The 26,295-nt window shown below is 71.1% G+C and carries 22 protein-coding genes, 3 tRNA genes, 1 other RNA gene and 1 pseudogene; 13 read left to right on the top strand and 14 right to left on the bottom strand.

Annotation, left to right across the window (positions count from 1 at the left end; genetic code table 11):
* Positions 1-59: 59 nt before the first annotated feature.
* The 6 genes from ACH4YL_RS06920 (at position 60) to ACH4YL_RS06895 (ending at position 3,948) form a co-directional block, all read left to right on the top strand.
* Positions 60-135 (top strand) — tRNA-Gly (locus ACH4YL_RS06920).
* Positions 136-290: 155 nt separating this feature from the next.
* On the top strand, positions 291-1,214 hold the full coding sequence (locus tag ACH4YL_RS06915; protein ID WP_398505491.1) for an ABC transporter ATP-binding protein: 924 nt from the start codon (positions 291-293) through the stop codon (positions 1,212-1,214).
* Between the two features lies 1 nt (position 1,215).
* Entirely contained in the window at positions 1,216-1,980 is a 765-nt protein-coding gene (locus tag ACH4YL_RS06910; protein WP_398505489.1) for an ABC transporter permease, read from the top strand.
* Positions 1,981-2,006: 26 nt separating this feature from the next.
* Complete coding sequence (locus ACH4YL_RS06905) at positions 2,007-3,248, top strand: sensor histidine kinase (RefSeq protein WP_398505487.1); 1,242 nt, start codon at positions 2,007-2,009, stop codon at positions 3,246-3,248.
* A complete protein-coding gene (locus tag ACH4YL_RS06900) occupies positions 3,245-3,853 on the top strand; it encodes a response regulator (RefSeq protein ID WP_398505485.1) in 609 nt (202 codons plus the stop codon). Before ACH4YL_RS06905 ends, ACH4YL_RS06900 begins: the two co-directional genes overlap by 4 nt.
* A 22-nt stretch (positions 3,854-3,875) precedes the next feature.
* Positions 3,876-3,948, top strand: a tRNA-Gly gene (locus ACH4YL_RS06895).
* A gap of 61 nt (positions 3,949-4,009) precedes the next feature.
* Here ACH4YL_RS06895 and ACH4YL_RS06890 read toward each other — a convergent pair.
* From ACH4YL_RS06890 to ffs, 6 genes are all read right to left on the bottom strand, one after another.
* On the bottom strand, positions 4,010-4,909 hold the full coding sequence (locus ACH4YL_RS06890; RefSeq protein ID WP_398505483.1) for a phosphoribosylaminoimidazolesuccinocarboxamide synthase: 900 nt from the start codon (positions 4,907-4,909) through the stop codon (positions 4,010-4,012).
* Between the two features lie 116 nt (positions 4,910-5,025).
* On the bottom strand, positions 5,026-6,483 hold the full coding sequence (locus ACH4YL_RS06885) for a N,N-dimethylformamidase beta subunit family domain-containing protein (protein WP_398505481.1): 1,458 nt from the start codon (positions 6,481-6,483) through the stop codon (positions 5,026-5,028).
* A 184-nt stretch (positions 6,484-6,667) separates the two neighbouring features.
* Complete coding sequence (locus tag ACH4YL_RS06880) at positions 6,668-8,302, bottom strand: hypothetical protein (RefSeq protein ID WP_398505479.1); 1,635 nt, start codon at positions 8,300-8,302, stop codon at positions 6,668-6,670.
* Positions 8,303-8,610: 308 nt separating this feature from the next.
* Positions 8,611-9,861, bottom strand: coding sequence for a phosphoribosylamine--glycine ligase (gene purD, locus ACH4YL_RS06875; protein ID WP_398505478.1), 1,251 nt, complete (start codon positions 9,859-9,861; stop codon positions 8,611-8,613).
* A 72-nt stretch (positions 9,862-9,933) separates the two neighbouring features.
* Positions 9,934-12,183: a DNA polymerase III subunit gamma and tau gene (locus ACH4YL_RS06870; RefSeq protein WP_398505476.1), complete on the bottom strand. Its 2,250-nt coding sequence runs from the start codon at positions 12,181-12,183 to the stop codon at positions 9,934-9,936.
* Positions 12,184-12,273: 90 nt separating this feature from the next.
* An RNA gene (gene ffs, locus ACH4YL_RS06865) (signal recognition particle sRNA small type) lies at positions 12,274-12,368 on the bottom strand.
* A gap of 73 nt (positions 12,369-12,441) precedes the next feature.
* Here ffs and ACH4YL_RS06860 point away from each other — a divergent pair.
* A tRNA-Ser gene (locus ACH4YL_RS06860) sits at positions 12,442-12,529 on the top strand.
* An 80-nt stretch (positions 12,530-12,609) separates the two neighbouring features.
* Here the strand turns inward: ACH4YL_RS06860 and ACH4YL_RS06855 are convergent.
* The 4 genes and pseudogenes from ACH4YL_RS06855 to ACH4YL_RS06840 all read right to left on the bottom strand — a co-directional run.
* A pseudogene (locus tag ACH4YL_RS06855) lies at positions 12,610-12,909 on the bottom strand (tyrosine-type recombinase/integrase); the annotation flags it as partial.
* 168 nt (positions 12,910-13,077) lie between these two features.
* The gene (locus tag ACH4YL_RS06850; RefSeq protein WP_398505475.1) at positions 13,078-13,575 is read right to left on the bottom strand and encodes a hypothetical protein; all 498 of its coding nucleotides are present in this window, start codon (positions 13,573-13,575) and stop codon (positions 13,078-13,080) included.
* A 97-nt stretch (positions 13,576-13,672) separates the two neighbouring features.
* Positions 13,673-13,798 carry a hypothetical protein gene (locus ACH4YL_RS06845; RefSeq protein WP_398505473.1) on the bottom strand — a complete coding sequence of 42 codons (126 nt, stop codon included), beginning with the start codon at positions 13,796-13,798 and terminating at the stop codon, positions 13,673-13,675.
* Between the two features lie 64 nt (positions 13,799-13,862).
* A complete protein-coding gene (locus tag ACH4YL_RS06840; RefSeq protein ID WP_398505471.1) occupies positions 13,863-14,441 on the bottom strand; it encodes a flavoprotein in 579 nt (192 codons plus the stop codon).
* A 91-nt stretch (positions 14,442-14,532) separates the two neighbouring features.
* Here ACH4YL_RS06840 and ACH4YL_RS06835 point away from each other — a divergent pair, with 91 nt between their 5' ends.
* Entirely contained in the window at positions 14,533-14,769 is a 237-nt protein-coding gene (locus tag ACH4YL_RS06835; protein ID WP_398505469.1) for a hypothetical protein, read from the top strand.
* A gap of 228 nt (positions 14,770-14,997) precedes the next feature.
* On the opposite strand, the gene ACH4YL_RS06830 is transcribed toward ACH4YL_RS06835, so the two are convergent.
* On the bottom strand, positions 14,998-15,201 hold the full coding sequence (locus ACH4YL_RS06830; RefSeq protein WP_398505467.1) for a hypothetical protein: 204 nt from the start codon (positions 15,199-15,201) through the stop codon (positions 14,998-15,000).
* A 156-nt stretch (positions 15,202-15,357) separates the two neighbouring features.
* Here ACH4YL_RS06830 and ACH4YL_RS06825 point away from each other — a divergent pair, with 156 nt between their 5' ends.
* Together ACH4YL_RS06825 and ACH4YL_RS06820 are read left to right on the top strand one after the other, a co-directional pair.
* Complete coding sequence (locus ACH4YL_RS06825) at positions 15,358-16,251, top strand: hypothetical protein (protein ID WP_398505465.1); 894 nt, start codon at positions 15,358-15,360, stop codon at positions 16,249-16,251.
* 174 nt (positions 16,252-16,425) lie between these two features.
* Positions 16,426-17,589, top strand: a complete 1,164-nt coding sequence (locus ACH4YL_RS06820) for a serine hydrolase domain-containing protein (RefSeq protein ID WP_398505635.1) — start codon at positions 16,426-16,428, stop codon at positions 17,587-17,589.
* A 66-nt stretch (positions 17,590-17,655) separates the two neighbouring features.
* Here the strand turns inward: ACH4YL_RS06820 and ACH4YL_RS06815 are convergent, their stop codons facing one another.
* Positions 17,656-18,957 carry an MFS transporter gene (locus ACH4YL_RS06815; protein WP_398505463.1) on the bottom strand — a complete coding sequence of 434 codons (1,302 nt, stop codon included), beginning with the start codon at positions 18,955-18,957 and terminating at the stop codon, positions 17,656-17,658.
* A gap of 58 nt (positions 18,958-19,015) precedes the next feature.
* Between ACH4YL_RS06815 and ACH4YL_RS06810 the strand changes: the two genes are divergently transcribed.
* Positions 19,016-19,981 carry an ArsR/SmtB family transcription factor gene (locus ACH4YL_RS06810; RefSeq protein WP_398505633.1) on the top strand — a complete coding sequence of 322 codons (966 nt, stop codon included), beginning with the start codon at positions 19,016-19,018 and terminating at the stop codon, positions 19,979-19,981.
* A 24-nt stretch (positions 19,982-20,005) separates the two neighbouring features.
* Here ACH4YL_RS06810 and ACH4YL_RS06805 read toward each other — a convergent pair whose 3' ends face one another.
* The gene (locus tag ACH4YL_RS06805) at positions 20,006-21,394 is read right to left on the bottom strand and encodes an FAD-binding oxidoreductase (RefSeq protein ID WP_398505461.1); all 1,389 of its coding nucleotides are present in this window, start codon (positions 21,392-21,394) and stop codon (positions 20,006-20,008) included.
* Between the two features lie 123 nt (positions 21,395-21,517).
* On the opposite strand from ACH4YL_RS06805, the gene ACH4YL_RS06800 reads away from it, so the two are divergent.
* Entirely contained in the window at positions 21,518-22,666 is a 1,149-nt protein-coding gene (locus tag ACH4YL_RS06800; RefSeq protein ID WP_398505459.1) for a sulfite oxidase, read from the top strand.
* 18 nt (positions 22,667-22,684) lie between these two features.
* On the opposite strand, the gene ACH4YL_RS06795 is transcribed toward ACH4YL_RS06800, so the two are convergent.
* Complete coding sequence (locus tag ACH4YL_RS06795; RefSeq protein WP_398505458.1) at positions 22,685-23,761, bottom strand: helix-turn-helix domain-containing protein; 1,077 nt, start codon at positions 23,759-23,761, stop codon at positions 22,685-22,687.
* 173 nt (positions 23,762-23,934) lie between these two features.
* On the opposite strand from ACH4YL_RS06795, the gene ACH4YL_RS06790 reads away from it, so the two are divergent.
* On the top strand, positions 23,935-26,253 hold the full coding sequence (locus ACH4YL_RS06790; protein WP_398505457.1) for a glycosyl hydrolase family 18 protein: 2,319 nt from the start codon (positions 23,935-23,937) through the stop codon (positions 26,251-26,253).
* Positions 26,254-26,295: the final 42 nt, after the last annotated feature.

Here is a 26,295-nt window from a genome sequence, read left to right as displayed (position 1 = left end):
TGAAGTGGATCAGGTAGAGTGGTGCTCGCACCGCCCAGTGAGAGCTGAGCGGCAGCAATGCGGACGTGGCTCAGTTGGTAGAGCATCACCTTGCCAAGGTGAGGGTCGCGAGTTCGAATCTCGTCGTCCGCTCCACAGAATGAAGGCTCTGGTCGAGAAGACCGGGGCCTTCTTCGTTTGTCTCCCCCGTCTCCCCTCTTCTCCACGGCCCCGTGTCCCATGACATTTGTCATGGACGCCGATGACAGCACGCACTGCCCGGTTCTCCCGGTCGGCGGAAGCCTTGAAGCATGACCACTCACGAGTATGTGATCGAGGCCGAGGCGCTGCGGCGGCGCTACGCCGGCGGCTTCGAAGCGCTGGCCGGGATCTCCTTCGCCGTCGCCCGCGGCGAGATCTTCGCGCTGCTGGGCACGAACGGCGCGGGCAAGACCTCCACGGTCGAACTGCTGGAAGGCCTCACCGCTCCGGACGGCGGCCGGGTACGAGTGCTGGGCCACGACCCGTATCGCGAGCGGGCCGCCGTGCGCCCCCGGATCGGCGTGATGCTCCAGGAGGGCGGCTTCCCGTCCGATCTCACCGTCGCCGAGACCGCACGGATGTGGGCGGGCTGCACCACTGGCGCGCGCCCGACCCGTCAGGCGCTGGAGCTGGTCGGTCTCGCGGAACGGTCCGGCGTACGGGTCAAACAGCTGTCCGGCGGCGAGCGGCGGCGGCTCGATCTGGCGCTGGCGCTGCTCGGCAGGCCCGAGGTGCTCTTCCTCGACGAGCCGACGACCGGCCTCGACGCGGAAGGACGGCGCGACACCTGGCGGTTGGTGCGTGCGCTGCAGGAGGGCGGCACCACCGTGCTGCTGACCACGCACTATCTGGAGGAGGCCGAATCGCTGGCCGACCGGCTGGCGATCATGCACCGGGGGCGGATCGTCACCGCGGGCACACCGGCGGAGGTGACGGCCGAGCGGCCGGCCCGGATCCGTTTCGCGCTGCCCGAAGAGGTGCCGCCGGGGCGGCTGCCGCTGTCCCTGAAGGCCGCGGCGGAGGGGCGGCGGATCGAGATCCGTACGCACCGGCTGCAGGAGTCGCTGGGCGAACTGCTGTTGTGGGCGCGGGAGTCGGACGTACGGCTCGAAGGGCTCGACGCGCGCTCGGCCTCCCTCGAAGAGGCCTTTCTCGACATCGCAATCGCGCAGACCGAGACGGCAGGGGTGTGACATGACTGCGATGACCGGACGGCTGACCGCTCTGGGGCGGGCCGAACTGACGCTGCTCGTACGGAACCGGACCGCGCTCGCCGTGGCGCTGGCGATGCCCGCGTTCATGGTGGTGCCGTTGATGTCGGCGCTGGACGGGATGGATCTCTCCGACGCCGGGATGAGCGTCGGCGAAGCGGTGATGACCGGCGGTTTCGGGATCGTGCTGATCCTGGTGGTCCATCTCAACCTCGTCTCGGCCTATGTGGCGCGGCGCGAGGAACTGGTGCTGAAGCGGCTGCGTACGGGCGAGGTGCCGGACCACGAGATCCTCGTCGGGACGGCGCTGCCCGCCGCCGGGGTCGCGCTCGTGCAGTGCGTCCTGCTGGTGGTGGCCGGGGTCGCGTTTTTGGACCTGGACGCGCCTCGGCGGCCCGAACTGCTGGTGCTGGGCGTGCTGCTGGGGATGGTGCTGATGGCCGCGCTTGCGGCGGCCACGGCGAGCCTGACCCGGACCGTGGAGAGCGCGCAGCTCACCACGATGCCGATGTTCCTGATCTCGCTTCCGGGCTCCGGGCTGGTCGTCCCGCTGGAAGTGCTGCCGGAGCGGATGGCGTCGGTGTGCGAACTGCTTCCGCTGACCGGTGTGATGACGCTCGTACGCGCCGGATGGCTGGGCGGCGCCGGCGCCATGGACGTGCTGGGCGCCGCGCTGACCGCCCTGGCCTGGACCGTGATCTCGGTGTTTGCTGTGCAGCGGTGGTTCCGCTGGGAGCCGCGCCGCTGAGCACGCAGGCACGAGGGAGTACGCGGATGGCTGTGCGGGTGAAGGGCTGGAGCGGCCGCAGCGGACTGGCCAAGGTGGACCTGTACACGCGCGGCACGCTCTATCTGATCGTGTGGGCGGCGGTCCTCGGGCTGGCACTGCTGCTGATGGCCCTGCCGGTCCGCGAGGACTGGCAGCTGGTTCTGGTCGGGACCGCCTCGCTGCTGGCCGTCGCGGAGGGCCTGCTCTGCGGGAAGCTCGCCCGGCACGCGATGGACGCGTATCTGGGGCAGGGTCAGGTGCCGCGGAAGCTGCTGCTGTGGGCGGCGGGGGCGACGGTGGCGGAGGCGTCCGCCGTGACGGTGCTCGCGGCGGCGGTCGACGAGGGCGGGCTGCTGCCGACGATGCTGGCGGCCGCGCTGGTGCCGTTCCTGATCGTGCACTGTCTGCTCGTACGCAATCGCACCACGGTTCTGGTGCAGGCGGCCGTGCTGGCCGTGGTGTGCGCTCTGGTCGCGCTGACCGGCCGCCCGGCGGACGAGGTGCTGGTCGCCCTGGTGTCCGTCGGTTTCCTGACCGGGTGGATGGCCTTCACCGCGCGGGCGTCGATGTGGATGCTCGCGGTGATGTGGGAGCTGCGGTCGGCGCGCGACGTACAGGCGCGGCTCGCGGTCGCGGAGGAACGGCTGAGGTTCGGCCGCGACCTGCACGATGTGCTGGGCCGCAACCTCGCCGTCATCGCGCTGAAGAGCGAACTGGCGGTGCAACTGGCCCGGCGCGGCCGGACCGAGGCGGTCGACCAGATGACCGAGGTCCAGCGCATCGCGCAGGAGTCGCAGCGCGAGGTGCGCGACGTGGTGCGCGGCTACCGGGAGGCGGACCTGCAGGTGGAACTGGAGGGCGCTCGGGGCGTGTTGGCGGCTGCCGGGATCGACTGCGCAGTCGAGTCAAGTGGCGCGGAACTGCCCGGCGATGTGCAGTCGGCACTGGGTTGGGTGGTCCGGGAGGCCACCACGAACGTACTGCGGCACGGGGACGCGCGGCGCTGCACGATCTCGGTGAACGCGGCGGACGGCACGGTGGTCCTGGTCGTCGAGAACGACGGAGCGGACGGAGCCGCCGGGACCGATGGGAGCTCTCCGGGCTCGGGCCTGGCGGGCCTGCGGGAACGGCTGTCCGCGGTGTCCGGCACGCTCGACGCGGCACCGTCCGCCGGCGGACGCTTCCGCCTGACCGCGCGGGTCCCCCTCGGCCAGGGCATCCGCCGGGACATCAAGGAGGCGGTGTGACCGTACGCGTGCTCCTCGCCGACGACGAGCATCTGATCCGCGGCGCACTCGCCGCGCTGCTCGCGCTCGAAGACGATCTTGTGGTGGTCGCCGAGGCGGCCTCCGGCACCGAGGCGCTCGCCATGGCCCGGGCACACCGGCCCGATGTCGCGGTGCTCGATCTGCAGATGCCGGGGGCCGATGGTGTGAGTGTGGCCACATCGCTGCGTGCCGAACTGCCCGAGTGCCGGACGATGATCGTCACCAGTCATGGGCTGCCGGGCCATCTCAAAAGGGCGCTGACGGCGGGTGTGCGGGGCTTCGTCCCGAAGACCGTCAGCGCTAGGCGGCTGGCGGAGATCATCCGTACCGTGCACGCCGGAAACCGCTATGTGGACCCGGAGTTGGCGGCCGACGCGATCTCCGCCGGGGACTCGCCGCTGACCGCGCGGGAGACGGAAGTACTGGAGCTGGCGGCGGACGGGGCACCGGTCGCGGAGATCGCGGAGCGGGCCTCGCTGTCGCAGGGGACGGTGCGGAACTATCTCTCGTCGGCCGTCTCCAAGCTGGGTGCGGAGAACCGTCATACGGCGGCCCGTCTCGCACGCCAGCGAGGTTGGGTATAGTGGTCTCCGCGCTACGGCGCATGCGGACGTAGCTCAGTTGGTAGAGCGCAACCTTGCCAAGGTTGAGGTCGCCAGTTCGAACCTGGTCGTCCGCTCAGAAAAAAGGCCCCGGTCCTTGTGACCGGGGCCTTTTTCGTGTCCCGCTGCGGACACGACCTAGGACCAGGTCGCGCCAGTCAGCAGCTCGTACGCCTCCAGGTACTTGGCCCGGGTCGCCTCGACGATCTCCTGCGGAAGCGCGGGCGGCGGCTGCTCGCTCGCGCGGTCCCAGCCGGAGGCCGGCGAGGTCAGCCAGTCGCGGACGTACTGCTTGTCGTACGAGGGCTGGGGCCGGCCCGGCTCCCAGCTCCCGGCGGGCCAGAAGCGCGAGGAGTCCGGAGTCAGCACCTCGTCCGCGATCACCAGCTCGTCACCGTCGAAACCGAACTCGAACTTGGTGTCCGCGAGGATGATGCCGCGTTCGCGGGCGATGTCGCGGGCCCGGCTGTAGACGGCGAGCGTCGCCTGGCGCAGCTGCGCGGCGGTCTCGGCGCCGATCTGGCGGGCGACTTCCTCGTACGACACGTTCTCGTCGTGCTCTCCGACGGCGGCCTTGGTGGCGGGCGTGAAGATCGGTGCCGGGAGTTCGGAGCCGTCGGTCAGCCCTTCGGGCAGCGCCAGGCCGCAGACCGTACGGGACTGGTTGTACTCGGCCAGCCCCGAGCCGGTGAGATAGCCGCGGGCGACGCACTCGACGGGGACCATGCGCAGCGACTTGCAGACGAGCGTCCGGCCCGCCCAGTCCGCGGGCGCTCCGTCGGGGAGGTCGGTGCTCAGGACGTGGTTCGGGACGATGTCCTCCAGGCGCTCGAACCACCAGAGCGAGAGCTGGGTGAGGACCCGCCCCTTGTCCGGGATCTCGGTGGGCAGCACCCAGTCGTAGGCGGACATGCGGTCGCTGGCGACCATGACGAGGTCGCCCGCCTCGTTCTGGTACAGGTCGCGCACCTTGCCGGTGTGCAGATGCACCAGGCCCGGCACCTGGAGCGGCTCGGGCTTTTCGACGAATCCGGACACGGTTCCTCCCCGTCATGATGTCCAACGGCACCGATTGTCCCGTACGCCGGGAGCGCGGGCCTGGCCAGGGGGCCGGTGAGGCGTCTCTTCGCGCTTCCGGTGTCCAGGGCCTAGGCCTAGTCCCGTTTGCAGATGCGGTCAAGGAGGTTGGCGGTCGCGCGCTGGATCCGGGTGTCGACATGGCCCGGCCGGTCGAGCGCCGGGGACCAGGCGAAGGTGCCTGACGCGAAGACCAGGGCGCCGGAGGGCGCGCGGTACAGGGAGGTCTCCTGATGGCGCTGGGCGCCTTCGCCGTCCTGGTACGGGGAGTGGGCGAGCAGGATCCGGCCCTGGTGCTCGGGGAGCGCCGTGCGCGGGAAGTACCGGTCGGCCTCGCCCGCGACCATGCCCGCGAGTTCGTCGCCCTCGCCGGCGCCGCTGGCCTCCCAGAGCCAGTGGTCCGCGTTCCGTACGACCAGGGGGTGCGGCTCGGGGACGTGGCCCGCGTATTGGATGCCGAGGAGCTGCTGCTCGGCACGGTCGATCTCGCGCCACAGGGCGGGCTTCCCGGGGCCGCGGCGTTTTCGGCAGGTGAGCAGGCGGTCGGCGACGCCGGAAGGCGAGGGGCCGAGGTCGACCTGCCAGTACATGGTGTTGGCGGAGAGGAAGACGAGCGAGGTGCCGTGGTCGCGGGCGAGCTCGACCGTACGGCGCATGGGGGCCGACCAGTACTCGTCGTGGCCCGGGAAGACCAGCCCGCGGTAGCGGGTGGGGTCGACGCGGCCCGCGTGCAGATCGCGGGCGTCGGCGTAGGCGATGTCGTAGCCGTACCGCTCGGCCCAGCGGATGAAGTCGTAGGCGTGCCCGACATGGAGCGGCAGGCCGGCACCTGCGTACGGACGGTCGAAGGAGACCGTGACGGCCGCGTCCCGCTCGCCCAGGAGACGGCCCGCCTCGTCCCAGGCGTGATAGAGACTGGCGCCCGTCCGGCCGTCCTCCGGGTAGAGGTTGTACGCCTGCCAGGTGATGTCCGGCAGGAGGAGCAGCAGGTCGGCGGGATGGTCGTGGCGGACGGTGAAGGGGATGTGCGAGCGGTATCCGTCGGCGGTGGTCAGGACCGCGACGTACGCCCCGATCGACCAGTAGGTGGGGACCTGCAGTCGCCAGGACAGCCACCAGTGGTGGCAGGAGACCGTGCGGTCCGCGGTGAGCGGCGACGGCTGGACGATGCCGGCGAGACGCGGGCTGGTGGTGATCTTCGAGGCGCCGTCGCCCGCGTAGTGCCCGATCCGGTAGATGTCGACGGAGAACTGCTGGGGCGGGTCCACGGTGATGTGGAAGTCGATCGCCTCACCGGGAGCGACGGCGCCGGTGGAGGTGAAGCCCTTGATCTGGCGTCGTACGTCGTCGGCGGTGCGCGGTCCGCGGGCGCTCCTGCCGCGGTCCGGGTCCGCGTACCAGGGCACGACCTGGCCGGTGTCGTCGAAGTAGTGCTCGCTGCCGCGGAGCCAGGGGAGTGGGCCCTGGCCGAAAGGGTCCGTCACGGCGTGGGCGAGGGCGCCCGATTCCCACCGCCTGATCTGCTCCGCCCCCATGCCGCGCCCTCCCTCGATGCCCCGGGACAACTCTGAAGCGCCGACTGTTCAGCGCCGGTCTCCAGCACATCACATAACGCATGCACTCCGTCACCGTTCGTCGTGAATTGACGTGAACGGAACCGCAGATTCCGGGATGAGCCGGACGAGATTCGAGCGAGACTCGAGCGGAGCCGGGCTTTGGCTAGACGAGACGGACCGGCTTCTCCGGGCGCACACCGATCGTTGTCAGCCATGTCTGGAGCGGGGCCGGGTCGCCGTCCTCCGTGAGGGTGAGGACGCGGGTCGCCAGATCCACGCAGCGGTCGCCCTTGATCAGCAGGGCCGGACCGTCGAGCCAGTCGAGACCCGGGGCCGCACCGGCGGTGTCCACCGCGGCGCAGCAGACCATCGCGGTCACATGGTCGGCGAGCAGCTCGCGGCCGGTGCGCGGCGGCTGGAGCGGGAAGAGCGGGAGCGGGTCCGCGCCCCAGCCGTTCAGCGCGTCGCCCGGGCTCTTGACGACGGGCGGGGCCGCCGCGTCCTCGCGGGCCACCTCCGCGCTGATCCCGGCCGCCAGACGGTCGCCGGTGGCGGTGCCACGGCCGGCGAGATGGCCGATCACACGCGCCAGCGTCGGGCCGTCGGGCCCCGCGGACGGCGGTACGCCGAGATCGTCGAGGACCCGGTGGAGCCGGGCCGCTTCGGTGCGCCACTTACGGTCGACGACCTCTTCCGGATACTGCTGCCAGTCGACCGGCAGCCAGTCCGGGGTCCGCTCGGCGGGGCCGCCGTGGAAGAGACGCGCGGCCAGCAGCGACGCGGCCTCGTCGACCGCGCCGGGCTCTTCGAGCAGGTCACAGGCGGGGCGCTCGCCGAGCCTGGAGGTGAAGCCCTCGGCGAGGCGGTCGCGGCGGGAGAGCTCGGTCAGCGCGGAGACGACGCCCGCGTCGAGCCGGGACGGCCAGCGGCCCATGCGCCAGGCGGGCAGCGCGACCCGGGTCAGCAGCCGGTCCCAGCCCGCGTACGCGAGCCCGACCTGCTCCTGGGCGACGATCCGCAGGCCGTAGTCCACAGCCTGTGCACGCTCCGATGCGGCGGATGCGACGCCGCGTTCCATCTCGGCGGCATGCGCCCGGCAGCTGCGCAGCAGCAGCCGGGCGATCCGGCCGACGAAGCCGAGCGCGGCCCTGCGTATCGCACCCTGCCCGGGGCTGTCGGCGTCCGCGACCGCGGCGTCCAGGCCCCGTACGAAACGGCGGGCCGCGGCTATGTCCGGGTGTGCGGACGAAGCGGTGCCGGACACGACCGGCGCGAGCAGCGCCCGCAGCTCGGCGACCCGCATCCACCACAGGAACGGCGACCCGATGACCAGCACGGGCGCCTCGGTCGTACGCCGTCTGCGGCCGCCTCGTATCGCATGGGCCGGGTGCGTACGGTCCTCGAGCCAGCTGTCGCAGTCCGGGGTGAGCGCCAGCGCGGAGGGCGCGGGCACTTCGAGGCGTTCGGCGAGATCTCTGACCAGCCGGTACAGGTCGGGCGCCGCGCGCTCGGAGAGCTCGACGGTGGGGCTGAGAGCGGGCGAGGCCCGTGCGATCACGGCCGCGACCGCCGCGGCGAGCAGCAGCACGACCACCGCGCAGACGGTCGCGATCCACCGAGCGGTGTCCCAACTACCGCCGCTGATACGGCCGGTGACACCGCCGGCGAGCAGCACGACAGCGACCGCCGCGGGCAGCAGCGCCACGGCCAGTGCCCGGCTGCGGACCCGGAGCACGGCCAGCGCGCGCGAGCGCGCCGCCTGAGCGCCGATCGACTCACCGATACCGGTACCGGACACGGTCGGTTCTCACCCCCTCTGCCCTGCGACGGTGTAGGTCACTCCCCCACTGTGGCACCCGCCAGTGACATCGCAATGGCTGGTGGGCCAAGTGCCGGAACGCTTGCGCCGCACCCTAGTTGGGGCGTCGGCGGGCGTCATCCGGATGGCTCAGCCGTCACCCGATGGAATGGCTCTGGGCAAAGGTGATGACGGAAGAAAGCGATTACGGGTTCACTTCGGGCGCCGCTCAGGTCGCGAACGGCCCGTTTGGCCCGTACCGCTTGCTCACCGGCCGACTACTCCCCGGCCGCTTACTCCCCTGCCGACTACTCCCCGGCCGCCTTGAGCGCGATGTCCGTGCGGTGCTGTGAACCGTCGAGGCTGATGCGGGCCACCGCGCTGTAGGCGCGTTCCCGCGCCTGACGGAGATCCTTGCCGGTCGCGGTGACCGAGAGCACCCGGCCGCCCGCGCTCACGACCGCGTCGCCGTCCTGCTTGGTCCCGGCGTGCAGGACATACGCATGGGGCGCATCCTTCGCCGCGACCTCGTCCAGGCCGTCGATCGGATCGCCGGTACGCGGGGTGTCCGGGTAGTTGTGCGAGGCGACGACGACGGTGACGGCGGCCTCGTCGCGCCAGCGCAGTGGCGGCTCGACGTCGAGGGTGCCGTTGGCGGCGTTGAGCAGCACGCTCGCGATCGGGGTGCGCAGCCGGGCCAGTACGACCTGGGTCTCCGGGTCGCCGAAGCGGGCGTTGAACTCGATGACCCGTACGCCGCGGCTGGTGATCGCGAGGCCCGCGTACAGCAGGCCGGAGAACGGCGTACCGCGGCGGCGAAGCTCGTCGACGGTCGGCTGCAGGACGGTCGCCATGACCTCGTCGACCAGCTTGGCATCGGCCCACGGGAGCGGTGAGTACGCGCCCATGCCGCCGGTGTTGGGGCCTTCGTCGCCGTCGAGGGCGCGCTTGAAGTCCTGGGCAGGAGTCAGCGGAAGCACGGTCTCGCCGTCGGTGATGGCGAAGAGCGAGACCTCGGGGCCGTCGAGGAACTCCTCGATGACCACCCGGCCGCAGGCGAGCGCGTGCTCGCGGGCCTTCTTGAGGTCGCTCGTCACGACGACGCCCTTGCCGGCGGCGAGGCCGTCGTCCTTCACGACGTACGGAGCGCCGAAGGCGTCGAGGGCCTCGTCGATCTCCTCGGCGGTCGTGCACACATAGCTGCGGGCCGTGGGCACTTGGGCCGAGGCCATCACGTCCTTGGCGAACGCCTTGGAGCCCTCCAGCTCGGCGGCCTCCCGGGACGGGCCGAAGCAGGGGATGCCGGCGGCCCGTACGGCGTCGGCGACCCCGGCGACGAGCGGGGCCTCCGGGCCGACGACGACCAGGCCGGCCGCCAGCTCGGTGGCGAGCCGGGCGACGGCAGCGCCGTCCATCGCGTCGACCGGGTGCAGCTCGGCGATCTCGCCGATGCCGGCGTTTCCGGGCGCGCAGTGCACTGCGGTGACGTCGGGGTCGAGGGAGAGGGAACGGCACAGGGCGTGTTCGCGGGCGCCGCCGCCGATGACAAGGACCTTCACGGCAGCCAGCCTAACCGCCGTGGCGTGCCGTTCTTCACGGGCGTCCTGTACGGGTGTCCGAGGCGGGGCCCGCTACTCGTTCGTATATTCCTCCACGACCGTCGCGCCGAGCTCGCGCACGATCAGGTCGTGGCCCGAGAGCGCGGAGTCGACGAGGTCGGGATCGTCCTCCTCCGGTACGTCGTCCTCCGGTGCGACCGGGGGCGGGGCGTGGACCGGGGCGGGGCGGGCGGACTCGCGCGCGGATGCTTCGGGCGCGGCCGGGGGCCAAGGTGCGCTTGTGGGCGCGGGGGCCTGTGGTGCGGCGGCCGGGGCCTGTCGCGTCGGAGCCTGGGGTGCGGCGGCCTGGGGCGGCCTGCCGCCGAAGCCGCCGGAGGGGGGCTGGGGCGAGCCGCCTCCGCCCGGGCCGTTGCCCGGACCGCTGCCGGGGCCGCCGCCCGGGCCGCCCGTGCCGCCCGAGGGATCGATGATCGCCTCGACCTTCCACTGCATGTTGAACTGCTCGGAGAGCGCCTGCCTCAGCACCTCCTCGCTGCCGCTGCTCGCGAAGTTGTCCCGCGCGCCGGCGTTGATGAAGCCGAGCTGGAGCGTGGTGCCGTCGAAGCCCGCGACCTGGGCATTCTGACTGAGCAGGATCCAGGTGAAGCGGCGGCGGTTCTTCACGGCCTCCAGGATGTCCGGCCACATGTTCCGTACCTGCGCGGCGCCTTGGGCCATGCCGGGGGCGGGGGCCGAAGGGGCGGGGGCGGGAGCGGTGGGGGCGGTGGGGGCGGGCGCGGCCGGGGCAGCGGGCTGAGGACCGCTCGCGGGTGCCGCGGCGGTGGGCCAGCCGCCGGGACGCCGACCGCTCTCGGGTGCGGCCGCGCTCGGCCAGGCGCCGGGGCGGGATCCGGCGGGCGGCTGCTCGGTGGGCTGGGGGGCAGGGGCTTGCGGCGCGGGGGCCTGGGCAGCGGGGGCCGGCGCGGGAGCTTCCGGTACGGGCCCCTGGGCAGCAGCAGCCGCGCGGGCCGCGGCCGGACCGCCGCCCTGCTGCACCGGCGGTACGGCCTGACCGGACTGACCGGACTGAGGGGCCCGGCCGGGCATGTGCTCCGGCATGTGCGCCGCGGCCTCGGGCCCCGGCACGTATCCCATCGCGGGTCCGGGACCACTGACCGAAACCGTCGCGCCCCGCTCCAGCCGGTCCAGCCTGGCCTGCACCGAGCGCTCGTCGTCGAAGGCGGCGGGCAGCAGCACGCGCGCGCAGATCAGCTCCAGCTGCAGCCGCGGCGAAGTCGCCCCACGCATCTCCGTGAGCCCCGTATTGACCAGGTCCGCAGCCCGGCTCAGCTCGGCCGCACCGAAGACCTGGGCCTGCGCCCGCATCCGATCGACCACATCGGCCGGGGCATCGATGAGCCCCTTCTCACCGGCGTCCGGCACCGCGGCCAGGATCACCAGATCCCGCAGCCGCTCCAGGAGATCGGCGACAAAGCGCCGCGGGTCGTTGCCGCCCTCGATGACCCGGTCCACAACCTCGAAGGCCGCGGCCCCGTCGCCCGCCGCGAAGGCGTCCACGACGGAGTCGAGCAGCGACCCGTCCGTATAACCGAGGAGACCGGTGGCCATGGCATACGTCACACCGTCCTCGGCCGCACCGGCGAGCAACTGGTCCATGACGGACATCGAGTCCCGCACGGACCCGCCGCCGGAACGCACGACGAGCGGCAGCACACCGTCCGCGACCGGGATGTTCTCCTTGCCGCACACCTCGCCAAGGTAGTCACGCAGCGTCCCCGGGGGCACCAGCCGGAAGGGATAGTGGTGCGTACGCGACCGGATGGTGCCGATGACCTTCTCCGGCTCGGTGGTCGCAAAGATGAACTTCAGATGCTCCGGCGGCTCCTCGACCACCTTCAGCAGAGCGTTGAAGCCCTGCGGGGTGACCATGTGGGCCTCGTCGATGATGTAGATCTTGTACCGGCTGCTGGCCGGCCCGAAGAACGCCTTCTCCCGCAGGTCACGGGCGTCGTCCACACCACCGTGGGAGGCGGCGTCGATCTCGATGACATCGATCGACCCCGGCCCGTTGCGCGCCAGGTCCTTGCAGGACTGACACTCACCGCAGGGCGTCGGCGTCGGCCCCTGCGCACAGTTCAGACAACGGGCGAGGATGCGCGCACTGGTCGTCTTCCCACAGCCGCGCGGCCCGCTGAACAGGTACGCGTGATTGACCCGGTTGTTCCGCAGGGCCTGCTGCAACGGGTCGGTGACATGCTCCTGCCCAATGACCTCGGCGAAGGACTCGGGACGATAGCGGCGGTACAGCGCAAGGGACGACACGCCTACGAGGTTATCGGGGCCCACTGACAACCGGGGCCGCCGTCACCACACCGCCAAAACCGCCGGCGCCGGGGCCGCGGTCACCACAAAGCAAACGCCCCCCACGTACCCGCCAGAGCCAACCTACCCTTGCTGCCTTCCGGCCCTGGGGGAGTTCAGTCAGATAGCGCCACGTGAGGGGCTCCGCACAGAGTACCTGATGGCGGGGGTCGGGAACGAGTTCGCTAGCACTCCTCAACGTCTTGTATTGTTTGCGGCGGAGGATTCGCCTAGTGGCCTAGGGCGCACGCTTGGAAAGCGTGTTGGGGGCAACCCCTCACGAGTTCGAATCTCGTATCCTCCGCCATTGCTCTCACCGGGCAATACGTTGAAGGGCCCCACCGTTCGCGGTGGGGCCCTTCGGCGTTGTCCGTCTCGGTTTCCGTCTCAGCTGGCCTGCGGCGGCTCCCAGAGCATGTCGCCGACCTGCTGGGCGACCTTCCGGAGCATGGGCCCAGTGATGTGCATGTACCGAGCGCGCATCCGTGCCGCTCCCCCGGGCTCCCAGCCCATGATCGAGTCGATCACGACGTCCGGGACGCCGAGGAGCAGGAGCACTGTTGCGGCGGTGTGGCGAGCGTCATGCAGTCGCCCATCCCGTACACCAGCGTCCCGAAGCAGCCGCTTCCACACGTGATAGTCGGTGTTCGGACTCAGCGGCCCACCGAGCGGTGACGCAAGGACGTATCCCGGTGCCGCCAGAACTCACCGCTCCCACGAGGATCCACCGCATCGGCTGCCACGCGATCTACGACTACTGCTAAGCCTCCCAACTGAAGGGTCAGTGCCGTGCCCTGTCGCCCCGCTGCCGACCGTGAACGAAGCCGAGCCGGAGCCTCAGGGCCCTTGTGCGGTTCAGCGTGCGATGCCCAGGCCGTCCAGGAATTCCTGGAACAGGTCCTCGACGAACGGGTCGGACCGCTTCGACAGGACCTCGGCGAGCGCCTCTGGCAAGGGGGTCAGGCCAGCCGCCCGGGCCCACTCCACAGCGTTCTCCGCAGCCTCCTCCGGGCCCAGGAACCATTCGTCAACGGACTGGCCGCTCTCCGCCATGTAGGCGGACATGGCCGTCCGGTCGAGACAGGTGCGCCAGGTGGCCCGGTCCTTGGTCCGGCCCTCCAGCACGATGCAGTTACTGTCCATCACGAACCCGACGAGGACCGGCCCGCCGGTGGTCTCTACCAGCCCGGCGAGATCCTCGTCGTCGAGGGAGCCCTGCCCCTCCAGCGACCACATCCGCCAGTCACCGGCGCGCTTCTGGAGAAGCACCACGCGCTGTCCGCCAGCGAAGGCAGGCGTCCCGCTCGGCGGCTGCGGGTGGTTGACGAGGATGAGGGAACCCCAGTACCCCATGTGCGTACTCCTACACCAGGACTGCCGGGTGGCGGCGGCTCGCCGCCACCCGGTGTGCCTTGGATTGTGGCGATCTTACGGTGTGGTGCCGACGGTCCTACAGGGTGGCGCCGACGGCGGCACCGGCGATTCCGAGCACCGCCACCACGGCGATTCCGACGCCCGTGGCGATGCCCTTGCCGATCTCACCGGCGGTGTCCCAGTCGACTTCCAGGTCGCTCACCCAGCCGTCGGCGTCGACTTACGTGCCGCACAGTTTCCGCCGCGACCCTCCAGCCGGGCCAGCTCTAACGCGGCTGTCGGGCCAGGTGCGTTGTCGTTCGCTGGATGGAGTCCATGACCGCGGCCCACGGGAGCTCTCGGACTGGTGGGCCTTCTCGGGGTTCGTGCAACGGCCAGACCTCGGGCCCGTAGATGAGCTCCACGCCCGCCTTGCGCAGGGACTCGATGTGCCGCTCCCACGCAGGGTGCCGGGCGTGCGCGGCGTTGATCCGAGGGAAGAGCACCACCGGGACGCCGATGGTGCCGATGGCCTCGCTGACCTGCGTGAGGGCTTGGTTGTCGGCGATGCCGGTCGCGAGCTTGGCCACGTAATTCGCGCTGGCGGGGGCGACGACGTAACAGTCAGCTACGGGATGCGGGCGGGGCTCGCTCGGCAGGCGAGGAGTGTCCCGTACCGGCAGGCCGGTCACAGCCTCAAGGCGCTCGAACTCACCGTTCGCGTGCAGCCATTGGCCGGCAGTCGGGGTCAGCGTCACGGCGACCCGCCAGCCGAGAGCGAGGGCAGGTTCCACGAGGCCCGTACGCAGTGTCTCGACTCCGTCGGTCGCCGTACCCACCACGCCGAGCACTCCGCGACGGCCCACGCTCACTCCCCGATCAACCCGTATCGTCCTGAACCCAGTGCCACCAGTATTCGCAACGAGGCGGTCACCGCCTGCCACTACGATCAACTGCGTGCAGACCCAGACCCAGACCGAGACCGAGACCGAGCAATGGACCGCGTATCACTTCTCCCAGGCCAATCCGGCCGGACCGGGATGCGACAGCGCGCCCGCACTGCTGCGCCGGGTCGCCGACAGTATCGAGGACCTGGGCCCGGCGGAGATCCAGGACATCGTGGTGCACTCGGAAGTCACCGAGCACGGTAACTGGCTCTCGGCGACGGTGTACTACCACCTGCCGGAGGATTGATCGGCCGCCGACGCGAGGAGACTCGGTCTCAGTTGCGCTTCGGTCGCTCGGGATGAGCAGAAGCCGACCGGTGCCTAGCTGAAGCCGTTGAGGCCCCACCACCGTCGCCGACCGCGATCAGGCAGCTTGCCGGTGGACGCCTCGCGGGCGTAGAGGTCCTCGCGGCCGTCGACGGCGAGCTCTGCGCGTCGGCACGAGAGTGAGCCGGGACGGAAATGAGCCGCCCCTTCAACGCCCTGGCGGTTTCAGCCCGTTGAGCAGCGCCCGCAGCACCGCAAGCCGCTGCGCCGCCTCCCGCGCCGGCGAAGGCCTCAGCGCCTTGCGCGCCGCGTGTGCGGTCAGCACTCCGAGGAGCAGCCGGACCAGCGCGCCGCTGGCGGCGACAGCGGCCAGCACCCACGCGGCCATACCCATCGTGATGGTGAGCATCATCGATCACCCTTCTGAAGTCGGCAGATCTCTGGTTTAGCCGGGTCACCCGCGCCACCGCCTCCCCGCAGCCGCGCGGAGTCGGCCGGCCCGCGCTCCCCCGAACTCCGCGCAGCTGCGCCCCTGTTGGCCGCGCGAGAGCCGCGGAAGTATGCGCGCATGGACGACATCGATGAGCCGCGCGGGCCCCGGGGGAAGCGGGATCTGCCGTTCCCGTACAACCAGGATCTGTCCGGGGTCCTCCGCAATCTCAACCGCCGTACTCGCTGGGGCCGCGACCGGCTCGCGAACGACAAGGTCACCGCAGCCTTGCTGGCCGCGGGCATGCGGCTGCTCGTACGGCATCTCGGTCCCGGCGCACAGCAGCGCGTCAGCAGCGAGCGGCTGCTCCTCGGGTCACTGTCGCAGCGCAGGGTCGCCGAGGAGTTCGCCGGGAACCCGCGGCCCTTCGCGCGGCACGGCAACGGGGTGTCGATGCTGCGGGACCGCTGGAGCCCGCACTCGGACTTCGTCACCGACCTGATCACCTTCGCGGTGTGGCGGGAGAACTACCGGCCCGAATACCGCGAGCAGCGGGCCGCCAACATCAAACGCCTGGTGCACGGGCCGGACTTCGTGGGCGCCGTGCACGACATCGCGTACCGGCACACCGCCGAAGGTGTCGAACTGCCCTCCGTACGGCTCGGTCTCGCCCTCATGACGGCGGCCGAGGGGGACGACGAGGTCACACGGATCATTTCCACCGTGTACGAGGACTATCTGGGCTCGTGGAAGAAGCTGTACTCCGCCGTCATACGGGAGCGGGGCCTGCGGCTGCGCAAGGGCCTCACCCTCGACGACCTGGCCAACGCGCTGTCCACGGCCACCGACGGCATGACGCTGCGGGCCATCGGCGACCCGGCCGCCGGCGTCGTCGATCACGACAACAAGCGCTCCCTCATGGGCACGGTCGCGCTGGCCGTGATCCATTCGTTCCTCGAGCCGGACGACGACGCGAGCGGGCTCACGCTGGAGCAGGCCGTCGCGGCGAGGTTCGACACACGGGCGTACTGACCCCTCCCTCTCCGGCCCCTAGGGAAAGGCCCCACCACTTCCCGGCTCCCGTCTGAGGGTTGCCCTGGCATCGCTGCCCGGGTGTCCGCCCTCCTCGGCGACGATCCGGCGCGGACGGTTGATCACCAGGATGGGTCCCGTTCCCAACACCCGTTCCAGGAGAGGCAGTTGTCCATGCGCATCGGTCCCAAGACCCGCACCGCTCTCGTCGCCGTATCCGCCCTCAGTGTCTTCGGGCTGACCGCCGGGGCCCTGGCCGTCCCCGCGCAAGCCGATTCGCCCGCGCAGGCCGCGACACAGGCCCGCACGCCGGCCCGCACGCATCCGCAGGCCGACGAGCTACGGGCCGCTCTCGCCGGGCTGCCGGACGACTTCGCCACCTCCGCCGTCCTCCACGCCGGGGGCCATGACGGACGCTGGGAGGGGAGCGCCGGAGTGCGGGATGTGCGGACGCAGCGGCCGGTGCTCGCCGACGGGCGGGTCCGCGCCGGGTCCGTGACGAAGGTGGTGACGGCCTCCGTGGTGCTGAGACTCGCCGCCGACGGCAAGGTCGGCCTCGACGCACCCGTGCAGCGCTATTTGCCGGGGCTGCTGACGGCGGAGTTCGAGCCCGTCACCGTACGGCAGTTGCTCAACCACACCAGCGGCATCCAGAACGGGAACGGCTGGGGAGAGACCTTTGAGGAGCAGTACGCGCACCGGTTCGACACCCTCACGCCCGAGGACGACGTGGCAACGGCGGTCGCGAAAGGGCCGGAGTTCCGGCCCGGTGAGCGGCAGCACTATCTGAACATCAACTACACGATCCTCGCGATGCTCGTGGAGAAGGTGACCGGCCGGAGCTTCGAGAGCGAGGCCGCCCGGCTCGTCTTCCGCCCGGCGGGCATGCGGCACAGCTATTTCCCCGGCACCGAGCTCGGCATCCGCGGCCCGCACAACCGCGGCTACCAGGCCATCGACGGCAAGCTGGTGGATGTCACGGTGTGGACGGTCGCGGACCGCTGGGCGGCCGGCGACATGATCTCGACCGTCGGCGACATGGAACGGCTGATGACCGCGCTGTTCCGCGGCCGGATCGTGCCGGGGCCGCAGCTGGAGGAGATGTTCACGCTGCCTGCGGGCGTGCCGGGCGCCACCAGGAGCGCCGGTCTTGAACGTCTGCAGGCCGACGGCATCGAGGTGTGGGGCAAGACGGGCTCGCGCCCCGGCTACAACACCGCGATTGCCGCCACCCGCGACCTTTCCCGCACGGTCGTGTACGCGGTCACCGCCACCGACGCGAAAAACGTGGGCGGGGCCACCGCCGCGCGGTTCGGAATCCCGGCGCTGATGCGCTGAGATCGAAGCGCTCGTCATGACGCAGAGCTTGCGAGTGGGCAGCTTCATCGCGGCTTCACTGCGGTTTCACTCGGCGTCGCGGGCGAAACCGGGCTGGTGCCGGGCCTTCGGAACCGGACCGGCGGCAGCGGAACCCGGGGCCTGAAGAGGCAGCTCGCGCCGGTTGCGCACCGGCGAGAGCAGCACCGGCAGGAACGCCGTCGCCAGGCAGCAGCCTCCCACCCACAGCGCCGTGTGCACTCCGGCGAACTCGCCGATCACGCCTGCCGCCGCGGAGCCGACCGCGAGCGCGCCGGTGAGCATGAAGCGGAAAGTGGCGTTCATCCGGCCGAGGAGCGGGTCGGGTGTCAGCCGCTGGCGCAGGCTCACACCGAGGACGTTGTCCATGCCCATCTTGAAGGTGGCGAGCACCCAGCCAGCGCCGGCCAGCCAGAGCCACGGGCCACGGTCGATCAGCGGGATGAGCAGGGCCGCCGGTGCGAGGCAGAGGCCGGCGATGCCGAGGGCGCGGCCGTGGCCGAGGCGGTGGGCGATCGGGCGGGCGCAGCGGGCGCCGAGGAAGATGCCGACGCCGCCGGCCGCCCAGTACAGGCCCAGTACGCCTGCGGACAGGCCGAGTTCGCGGGTGAACAGGACCGGGAGCAGCGTGTTGATGATCTGGGCGCCGAGATTGTTCAGCGAGGCGGTGAGCGCCAGCGCGCGCAGTTCCCTGTTGCCGAGGACATGGCGCAGGCCCTCGGCGATCTGGGCCCGCAGCCCGCCCTGTTGCCGCCGCTCCTCGGTGACCGGCGCACGGCGGATGCCGATGAGCCGCACTGCCGAGGCGAGATGGAGGACCGCCATGGCCACCACGGCCACCGGCGCGGTGAGCAGCTGGACGAGCCCGCCGCCCGCGCCCCGCCCCGCCACACTGCCCGCCGCCTGGAGGCTGACCACCGCCGCGTTCGCCTGCACCAGCCCGTCGCGGCCGACCAGTTGGGGCAGAAAGCTCTGCGAGCCGATGTCGAAGAAGACCGTGGCGCAGCCGTTCAGCAGCACCACCGCGTACAGCTGCCCGAGCGTGAGAGCGTCGAGCGACCAGGCCACGGGCACCGAGGTGAACAGCGCAGCCCGCGTCAGATCCGCGGCGATCAGCACCCGGCGGTGCCGCATCCGGTCCACCCAGGCGCCGGCCGGCAGTCCGATCAGCAGGAACGCGGCGGTGCTCAGCGCGGCCAGCAGCCCGACCTGGCCGGGGCTCGCGTCGAGCGCGGTCACCGCGATCAGCGGGACGGCGACATAGCCGATGTTGATGCCCAGTTGGCTGAGCGCGGTGGCCGTGAACAGGATGCGGAAGTCGGCGATTTGCCAGGGGCTCTTTGTGGGCATGACCCGTACGGTGCCGAGCGGCCGGATCCGCCACCAATGATTTAGCCTCGGCTGAATGATGGTGCAGATCGAGTTCTCGGCCGAGGACGTGGCCCGTACCCGCTTCGCCGTCTCACCGCTCTGGGAAGTCGTGGCCAGCGTGCGGGTGCTCAAAGGCGCGGACGAACAGGGCCTGCACCGCCGCTGGGCCGAGCAGGTGCGACCGCTGCTCGCCGCGGCGAAGCTGGACCTCACGCCGCTGTCGTCGCTGATCACCGTGCCGACGACCGGCATCCCCGGCTTCCTGGTGCCGCCGCCCACCACCCCGCAGCCGTCTCTGGAGGTGGAGCTCGCGACGCTGCGGGCCACGCCGCACGAACGGCTGCGGACCACAACAACCGGCGCGCAGGCCGCGGTCGCCGCGCTGCGCGAGGATCCGGAACGCGGGCTCGGCCGGCTGGCGGAGGTGATCGAGGCGTACTGGGAGGTGGCGCTCGCGCCGCACTGGCCGCGGATCCTCACCCTCCTCGACGGCGACATCATGCACCGGGCCAAGCGCTTCGCCGAGGGCGGCGCCCGGCGGCTGTTCGACGATCTCGATCCGCAGCTGACCTGGGACTCCGGCTCGTTGCAGATGGTCTCCCGCTGCGTCCGCGGAATGCGGCGGCTGGACGGCAGAGGCCTGCTGCTCAGCCCCTCCGCCTTCGTCTGGCCGCGGATCTTCTCCACGCTCGGCAGCGACGAGCCGAAGCCGACGCTGCGCTATCCGCCGCGCGGCGTCGGCACCTTGTGGGAGCCGCGCGCCGAGCCGTGCTCCGACGCGCTGGCCGGAGTGCTCGGCCGCACCCGCGCAACGCTGCTCGCCGAACTCGCCGCGCCCGCCTCCACCACGGACCTGGCCCGCCGCATCGGGCTGACGCCGGGCGGGGTTTCGCAGCATCTGACGGCGCTGCGCGCGGCGGGTCTGGTGAGCGCGCACCGTACGGGACGGGTGGTGCTGTACGCGCGGACCGGCGTGGGAGAGGCGCTGGCAGGCCCCCGCTGATCCACGTTCTCCAGCGGAACCGGCCTACATCGGAGCCCGCGCCGGCTCGATGTTCTGGTTCGCGTGGAAGAGGTTGTAAGGGTCGTACGACCGCTTGACGCCCGCGAGCCGGCCGTAGTGCCCGCGGTAGGTCGCCTCCACCCGATCCTGGCCTTCATCCGCGCCGAGGAAGTTGATGTACGAGCCTCCCATGGAGGTCGGGTGCAGCTCGTCCAGATAGTCCTTGGCCCACTGGGTGATCGTCGCGGCGTTGGCCGGGTCGGGGTCGATGCCGCCGACGACGCCGGACCAGACCGCGTCGCGGTAGGCCCATGCCGTGTCCATCGGTCCCACGCGGTGCGCGGCCCCGTCGACCGGATACAGGTGCATGGTCGACAGGTCGCTCGGCACGCCCTCCGCGTACTTGGCGTGCACGCCGATCGCCTCGTCCGTGATCCGGTCGAAGAAGTCACCGCGCCAGTACCACTGGAGGCCCTTGGGGATCAGCCCGTCGAACATGGTCTGCAACGCGGGATACGGCATGGGCGCCGCGAAGTGGAATGCGGGCGGGGCCGGGCGGGACACCGGGGCGAACGCCTCGTCGATGCGGTCCAGGTCGCCGGTCCAGCACCACACCACGCCGCACATCTTCTGGCCGTGGATCTCTTCGGGGAACGGCGGTCCCGGCGGCACGGTGAGTACGGCGAAGAAGCCGTACAGGTCCTCGGACGCGTGGGGCTGGAACTCCCGGTACCACTCCAGTACTTCGCGGATGTGGTCGAGCGTCCACACGGTGACGGCCACACCCACGGTGTGCACGGGGTGGAGCTGGTAGGTGAAGGAGGTGACGACGCCGAAGTTCCCGCCGCCGCCGCGCAGCGCCCAGAACAGATCCTGGTGCTCCTTCTCGTTCGCGGTGACGAAGCTGCCGTCGGCGAGCACGACGTCCGCGGAGAGGAGGCTGTCGATCGTCAGGCCGTACTTACGGGTCAGATAGCCGTGCCCGCCGCCGAGCGTGAGGCCGCCGACGCCGGTCGTCGACATGATGCCGGCGGGCACGGCCAGGCCGAAGGCGTGCGTGGCATGGTCGAGGTCGCCGAGCGTGCTGCCGCCGCCGACCTGCGCGGTCTTGGTGGCCGGGTCGACGCGCACCCAGCGCATCGGCGACAGGTCGACGGTGACACCGTCGTCCACCAGGCCGAGCCCTGGGCCGCTGTGCCCGCCGCCGAGTACCGCGAGTTCGAGACCGTGGTCGCGGACGAAGTCGACCGCGTTCATCACGTCCGCCGCGTCCGAGCACCGTACGAAGGCGGCCGGACGCCGGTCGATCATCGCGTTGTAGATCTGACGGGCCTCGGAGTACTCCGGGTCCTGCGGAGCGATCACCGGACCGCGCAGTGTGGTCCGCATCGCCTCCAAAGGGGTTTTGTCCATGACATCTCCTTGCCGGGGCAACGGCCGCGCTTTCGATACCTCCAGCGTCTCGCCGCTCGCGATGGCCCGCAATTTCCCCATATGAGAGTGCCGAGGACCCGCCCGGAGGCGCACCATGGGTTCATGGACGGTCGTCGCAGCGGCGATATCGCCGGCATCAGCGCACCGGGGCGGATCGCCGGGCCCGCGGAAGGCATCAGCCCGGAGGAACTCGCGCTCGCCGCCCGTAACCACGGAATGCCGCTGGAAGCGCTGAGCTACGACCTCACACCGGCCGGACTGCACTATGTCCTCGTCCACTACGACATTCCCGCCGCGGCGGGAGACACCGGCGCCTGGACGCTCTCCGTGGACGGCCGGGTCCGTACGCCGCTGACGCTGGACCTGGCCGCCCTGCGGTCCTTCCCGGCCGTCACGCACCGGGTGACCATGGAATGCGCGGGCAACGGCCGGGCCCGGCTCAAGCCGCGGCCCGTCAGCCAGCCGTGGCTGGTCGAGGCCGTCGGCACCGCCGAGTGGACCGGAGTGCCGCTCCGCATCCTGCTCGCCGAGTGCGGTGTGCAGCCGGACGCCGTCGAGGCCGTCTTCACCGGCGCCGACCACGGTGTGGAGCGCGGGGTCGAGCAGGACTACCAGCGCAGCCTGCCGGTGGCGGACGCCACCAGCGGCGATCCAGAGGTGCTGGTGGCGTACGGGATGAACGGCGGGCCGCTGCCGCCGCAGCACGGCTGTCCGCTGCGTCTTGTGGTGCCCGGCTGGTACGGCATGGCGCATGTGAAGTGGCTGCGCGGGATCACGCTCGTCGACACCCCGTTCGAGGGCTTCCAGCAGAAGGTCGCCTACCGCTACAAGCAGTCGGCCGACGACCCCGGCGTGCCGGTCACCAGGATCGCGCCACGGGCCCTGATGATCCCGCCCGGCTTCCCGGACTTCATGTCCCGCACCCGTGTCGTACGCCCAGGTCCGGTGCACCTGGAGGGCCGGGCCTGGTCGGGCCGCGCGCCGGTCACCAGGGTCGACGTGAGCTGGGACGAAGGGGACTCCTGGCACGAGGCCGGCCTGGACCCGCCGGACGGTCACGACTGGGCGTGGCGGCGCTGGCGGGCGACCTGGACGGCCGAGCCCGGCAGCCATGTGCTGAGCGCACGCGCCACCGATGCGAGCGGGGACGCGCAGCCCGTCGACCAGCCGTGGAACCGCGGCGGCTTCGGGAACAACCTGGTGCAGCGCGTCGCGGTCCACTGCCTGCCGGCGGACGACGCCTCCGTTTGACGGCCGGGACGGCGTGGACTACGCGCCCGGCGGCCTGACCTCTCCCAGCACACCCCGGTTCGCGGCCTGCAGGCCCGCCTGGAAGCGGGTGCGTGCGCCGAGGAGGTTCATGATCCGGCGCATCCGGCGCTCCACGGTGCGCTGCGCGACGCCGAGGCGGCGGGCGATGGCCTGGTCCGTGAGGCCCGACGCGGACAGGGCCAGGAGTTGTTCGTCGTCGTAGGAGAACTCGCGTTCGTCGGCCGGCGAGCGCTCACCCGTCGCCCACAGCGGTACGGCGCGCCCCCAGAGCATCTCGAAGAAGACCACCAGCGCGTCCAGCAGCGCGGAGGCCTGAAGCACCATCACCTCCCGCTCGGTCGGCAGCACGAACGGCACCAGGGCGACCCGGCGGTCGGCGATGACCAGTTTGAGCGGGATCTCGGCCAGGACCCGGCTCTCCTCTCCGCGGTGGGCCAACTCGCGGCAGACCGCGAGCTGTTCGGGCGACTCCAGCGAGCGGTGGTCGTAGATCGTGCGGTAGCGCACGCCGCGCTCCAGCAGCCGGCACTGGACCGCGATCTGCTTGTCGATCGGCTCCGCGACATACGGCGGGCGGTCGAGGATCAGCACCTCGTGCCGGGTGGACTGCTGGGTCTGGAAGAAGCGCTGGGCTATCGCCTCGCGTCCGCTGAGCACCTGGACCGGCGGGCCGCCTTCGGCGTGCCGGCCCGAGTGGAACTCCTCGGTGAGCGAGGCCGCCACGAGCCGCGCGCGTTCGATCTCCTCCTGGCGCTGGAGCGCAAGCACCTCGATCGCCACGTCCGGAGGGGCCGGTGTGAAGCGCACGGGGCGGCTCGGGACGCGCGTGAGCATGCCCCGTTTCTCCAGCGAGCGGGTGCGGCGGCGGACGCGGGCCGTGTCCCAGCCGGTGGCGGCGGCGAGTTCGGCGACGGTGGCGCCGGGCCGGGCGAGCAGAGCGCGGTAGAGCAGTTCGTCGTCGGCGGCGACTCCCAGCGCGGCGAGCCGGCGTTCGCGGCCTCCGGGCGGGTCGTCCGCTGCCAGGTGCGGGCCCCTGCCCATCGTTCCGCCCTCCCCGCGCTGCCGTCGGGACACCGACACGACGGTAGGCGGACTGCGGCGAATGGTCCAGACCTCTATTCACTCGCGGCGACCACGGCGGAATGCCGACAGCGACGGGAAGCCGCCCCTCCAAGGCCTTCCGTATTGGTCCAGACCAGCTAGCTTCAAGGGTTAAGCACGGCCCCCCACCCCACTCAGGGAGAGCCATGTTCACCAGTCGATCCAGGCGGACCAGACGATTCGGACGAACCAGTCGAACCAGACGCACAGCCGCCGTTCTGCTCGCCGTACTGCTGCTGCCGCTGGCCCTGCTCACCGGCCTCGCGGCCCCGGCGCACGCGGCCGGCACGCTCACCGCCGCCTTCTCCGTCCAGGACAACGGCTCCTGGTGGAAAGGCACCTACATCGTCCGCAACAGCGGAACGGCCCCGGTCACCGGCTGGCAGCTCGAGTTCGACCTCCCCGCCGGCGTCACCATCAGCCAGCACTACAACGGCGAGGCGACCGTCAACGGCCGCCATGTGACGGTCAAGAACGCGTACTACAACGCCACCGTCGCGGCGAACTCCAGCACCGAGCCGTACAGCTACTGGTTCGTCGCAAGCGGGCCCATGAGCCCGCCCACCGGCTGCACGGTCAACGGCGACAAGTGCGACGGCACCCCGGACAAGCCGCCCACCGCTCCGGGCACCCCGGCGGCCACCTCGGTCACCGCCCGTACCGTCGCGCTGAGTTGGCCGGCGGCAGCCGCCGGCGACCATCCGGTGGCCTCGTACGAGGTGGTCAGCGGCGGCAGCACGGTCGCGAGTTCCACCACCACCAGCGCGACCGTCACCGGACTCACCCCGGCGACCAGCTACACCTTCACCGTCCGCGCCAAGGACACCCGCGGGAACACCGGTCCCGCGAGCGCGCCGGTGACCGTGAAGACCGTGGACCCGGCGACCGACCCGACGCCGCCGAGCGCGCCCGGCAATCTGCGCTCCACCGGCAAGACGGCCGCCAGCGTGAGCCTGGCCTGGAACGCGTCCACGGACAATGCAGGGGTCGCGGCGTACGACGTCTACCGGGGCACCGCGCTCGCGAAGACCGTGCCGGCCCCCGCCACGACCGCCACCGTCGACGGCCTCTCGCCCGCCACCGCCTACACCTTCACGGTCAAGGCGCGCGACACCGCGGACAACGCGTCGGCCGCCTCCAACGCGCTGACCGTGACCACCGACGACGTGGCGGGTCCCGGAAACCATCTCAAGGTCGGCTACTTCACGCAGTGGGGCATCTACGGACGCCAGTACTTCGTGAAGAACCTCGACACCTCAGGAGCCGCGGCCAAGCTCGATGTCATCAACTACGCCTTCGAGAACGTCGACCCGGTCAATCTGACCTGCCAGGCCGGCGTCACCAAGGGCGTCTCCGGAAATCCGCAGGACCCGGACGAAGGCACCGGCGCCGGTGACGCGGACGCGGACTACGGGCGGGCCTTCCCGGCGTCCCAGTCGGTGGACGGTGTCGCCGACGACGGATTCGCCAAACTCCGCGGCAACCTCAACCAGTTGAAGAAGCTCAAGGCCAAGCATCCGCATCTGAAGGTGGTGGTCTCGCTCGGCGGCTGGACCTTCTCCAAGTTCTTCTCCGACGCGGCGGCGACCCAGGCCTCGCGCGAGAAGTTCGTCAAGTCCTGCGTCGATGTGTGGATCACTGGCAATCTGCCCGTCTACAACGGTGCGGGCGGCCCCGGCACCGGCGCCGGAGTCTTCGACGGCATCGACATCGACTGGGAGTGGCCGGGCGCGGAAGGCCACCCGGGCAATCACTGGGGCGCGGCCGACAAGGACAATCTGACCGCGCTGCTCGCCGAGTTCCGCAAGCAACTGGACGCGCTCGGCGGCGAGCACCGGCTGCTCACCGCGTTCACCCCGGCCGACCCGGCGAAGATCCAGGCGGGCTGGGACCTGTCGAAGATCTTCGGCTATCTCGACTTCGCCAATGTGCAGGGCTACGACTTCCACGGCGCGGGCAGCGACAACTCCTGGGAGCCCAAGCGCACGGGCCACGGCTCCAACCTCCACCGGGACGCACAGGACCCGTACGCCTTCGACTTCAGCATCGAGACGGCGATCAAGACCTACCTCGACACCGGAGTCAGCCCGCGCAAGCTGACCATCGGCTTCCCGTTCTACGGACGCGGCTGGAAGGAGGTCGCGAGCGGCGGCGTCAACGGCGAATGGCAGACGGCCAACGGCGCGGCACCGGGCCAGTTCCCGGAGGAGGCAGGCACCAGGGGCTACCACAACCTGATCACCACCGTCCCGAACCTGACGGTCCACCACGACGAACAGTCCATCTCCACCTACGGCTACACGGGCGAGGGCGGCCAGTGGTGGAGCTTCGACGACACCTGGTCGATCGGCAAGAAGACGGAGTGGATCAGATCGAAGGGCCTGCTGGGCGCGATGATCTGGGAAATGTCCGGTGACACACCGACCGGCACGCTGATGGGAGCGCTGGACACCGGCCTGAATTAGCCGGTCTGAACCAGGCAGACAGCTGAGGGCTTCGTCCCTTCG

The sequence above is a fragment of the Streptomyces sp. NPDC020681 genome (genome assembly GCF_044334895.1).
Classification (GTDB): domain Bacteria; phylum Actinomycetota; class Actinomycetes; order Streptomycetales; family Streptomycetaceae; genus Streptomyces.
This window is presented reverse-complemented; position numbering and strand designations above follow the sequence as displayed.

Bases quoted from the DNA above. Each gene is read 5' to 3' on its own strand.
- ACH4YL_RS06905 (WP_398505487.1), top strand. From the start codon at position 2,007: ATGGCTGTGCGGGTGAAGGGCTGGAGCGGCCGCAGCGGACTGGCCAAG.
- ACH4YL_RS06910 (WP_398505489.1), top strand. From the start codon at position 1,216: ATGACTGCGATGACCGGACGGCTGACCGCTCTGGGGCGGGCCGAACTG.
- ACH4YL_RS06815 (WP_398505463.1), bottom strand. From the start codon at position 18,957: ATGCCCACAAAGAGCCCCTGGCAAATCGCCGACTTCCGCATCCTGTTC.
- ACH4YL_RS06915 (WP_398505491.1), top strand. From the start codon at position 291: ATGACCACTCACGAGTATGTGATCGAGGCCGAGGCGCTGCGGCGGCGC.
- ACH4YL_RS06825 (WP_398505465.1), top strand. From the start codon at position 15,358: ATGGACGACATCGATGAGCCGCGCGGGCCCCGGGGGAAGCGGGATCTG.
- ACH4YL_RS06820 (WP_398505635.1), top strand. From the start codon at position 16,426: ATGCGCATCGGTCCCAAGACCCGCACCGCTCTCGTCGCCGTATCCGCC.
- ACH4YL_RS06790 (WP_398505457.1), top strand. From the start codon at position 23,935: ATGTTCACCAGTCGATCCAGGCGGACCAGACGATTCGGACGAACCAGT.
- ACH4YL_RS06805 (WP_398505461.1), bottom strand. From the start codon at position 21,394: ATGGACAAAACCCCTTTGGAGGCGATGCGGACCACACTGCGCGGTCCG.
- ACH4YL_RS06810 (WP_398505633.1), top strand. From the start codon at position 19,016: ATGGTGCAGATCGAGTTCTCGGCCGAGGACGTGGCCCGTACCCGCTTC.
- ACH4YL_RS06830 (WP_398505467.1), bottom strand. From the start codon at position 15,201: ATGATGCTCACCATCACGATGGGTATGGCCGCGTGGGTGCTGGCCGCT.
- ACH4YL_RS06885 (WP_398505481.1), bottom strand. From the start codon at position 6,483: ATGGGGGCGGAGCAGATCAGGCGGTGGGAATCGGGCGCCCTCGCCCAC.
- ACH4YL_RS06850 (WP_398505475.1), bottom strand. From the start codon at position 13,575: ATGGGGTACTGGGGTTCCCTCATCCTCGTCAACCACCCGCAGCCGCCG.
- ACH4YL_RS06800 (WP_398505459.1), top strand. From the start codon at position 21,518: ATGGACGGTCGTCGCAGCGGCGATATCGCCGGCATCAGCGCACCGGGG.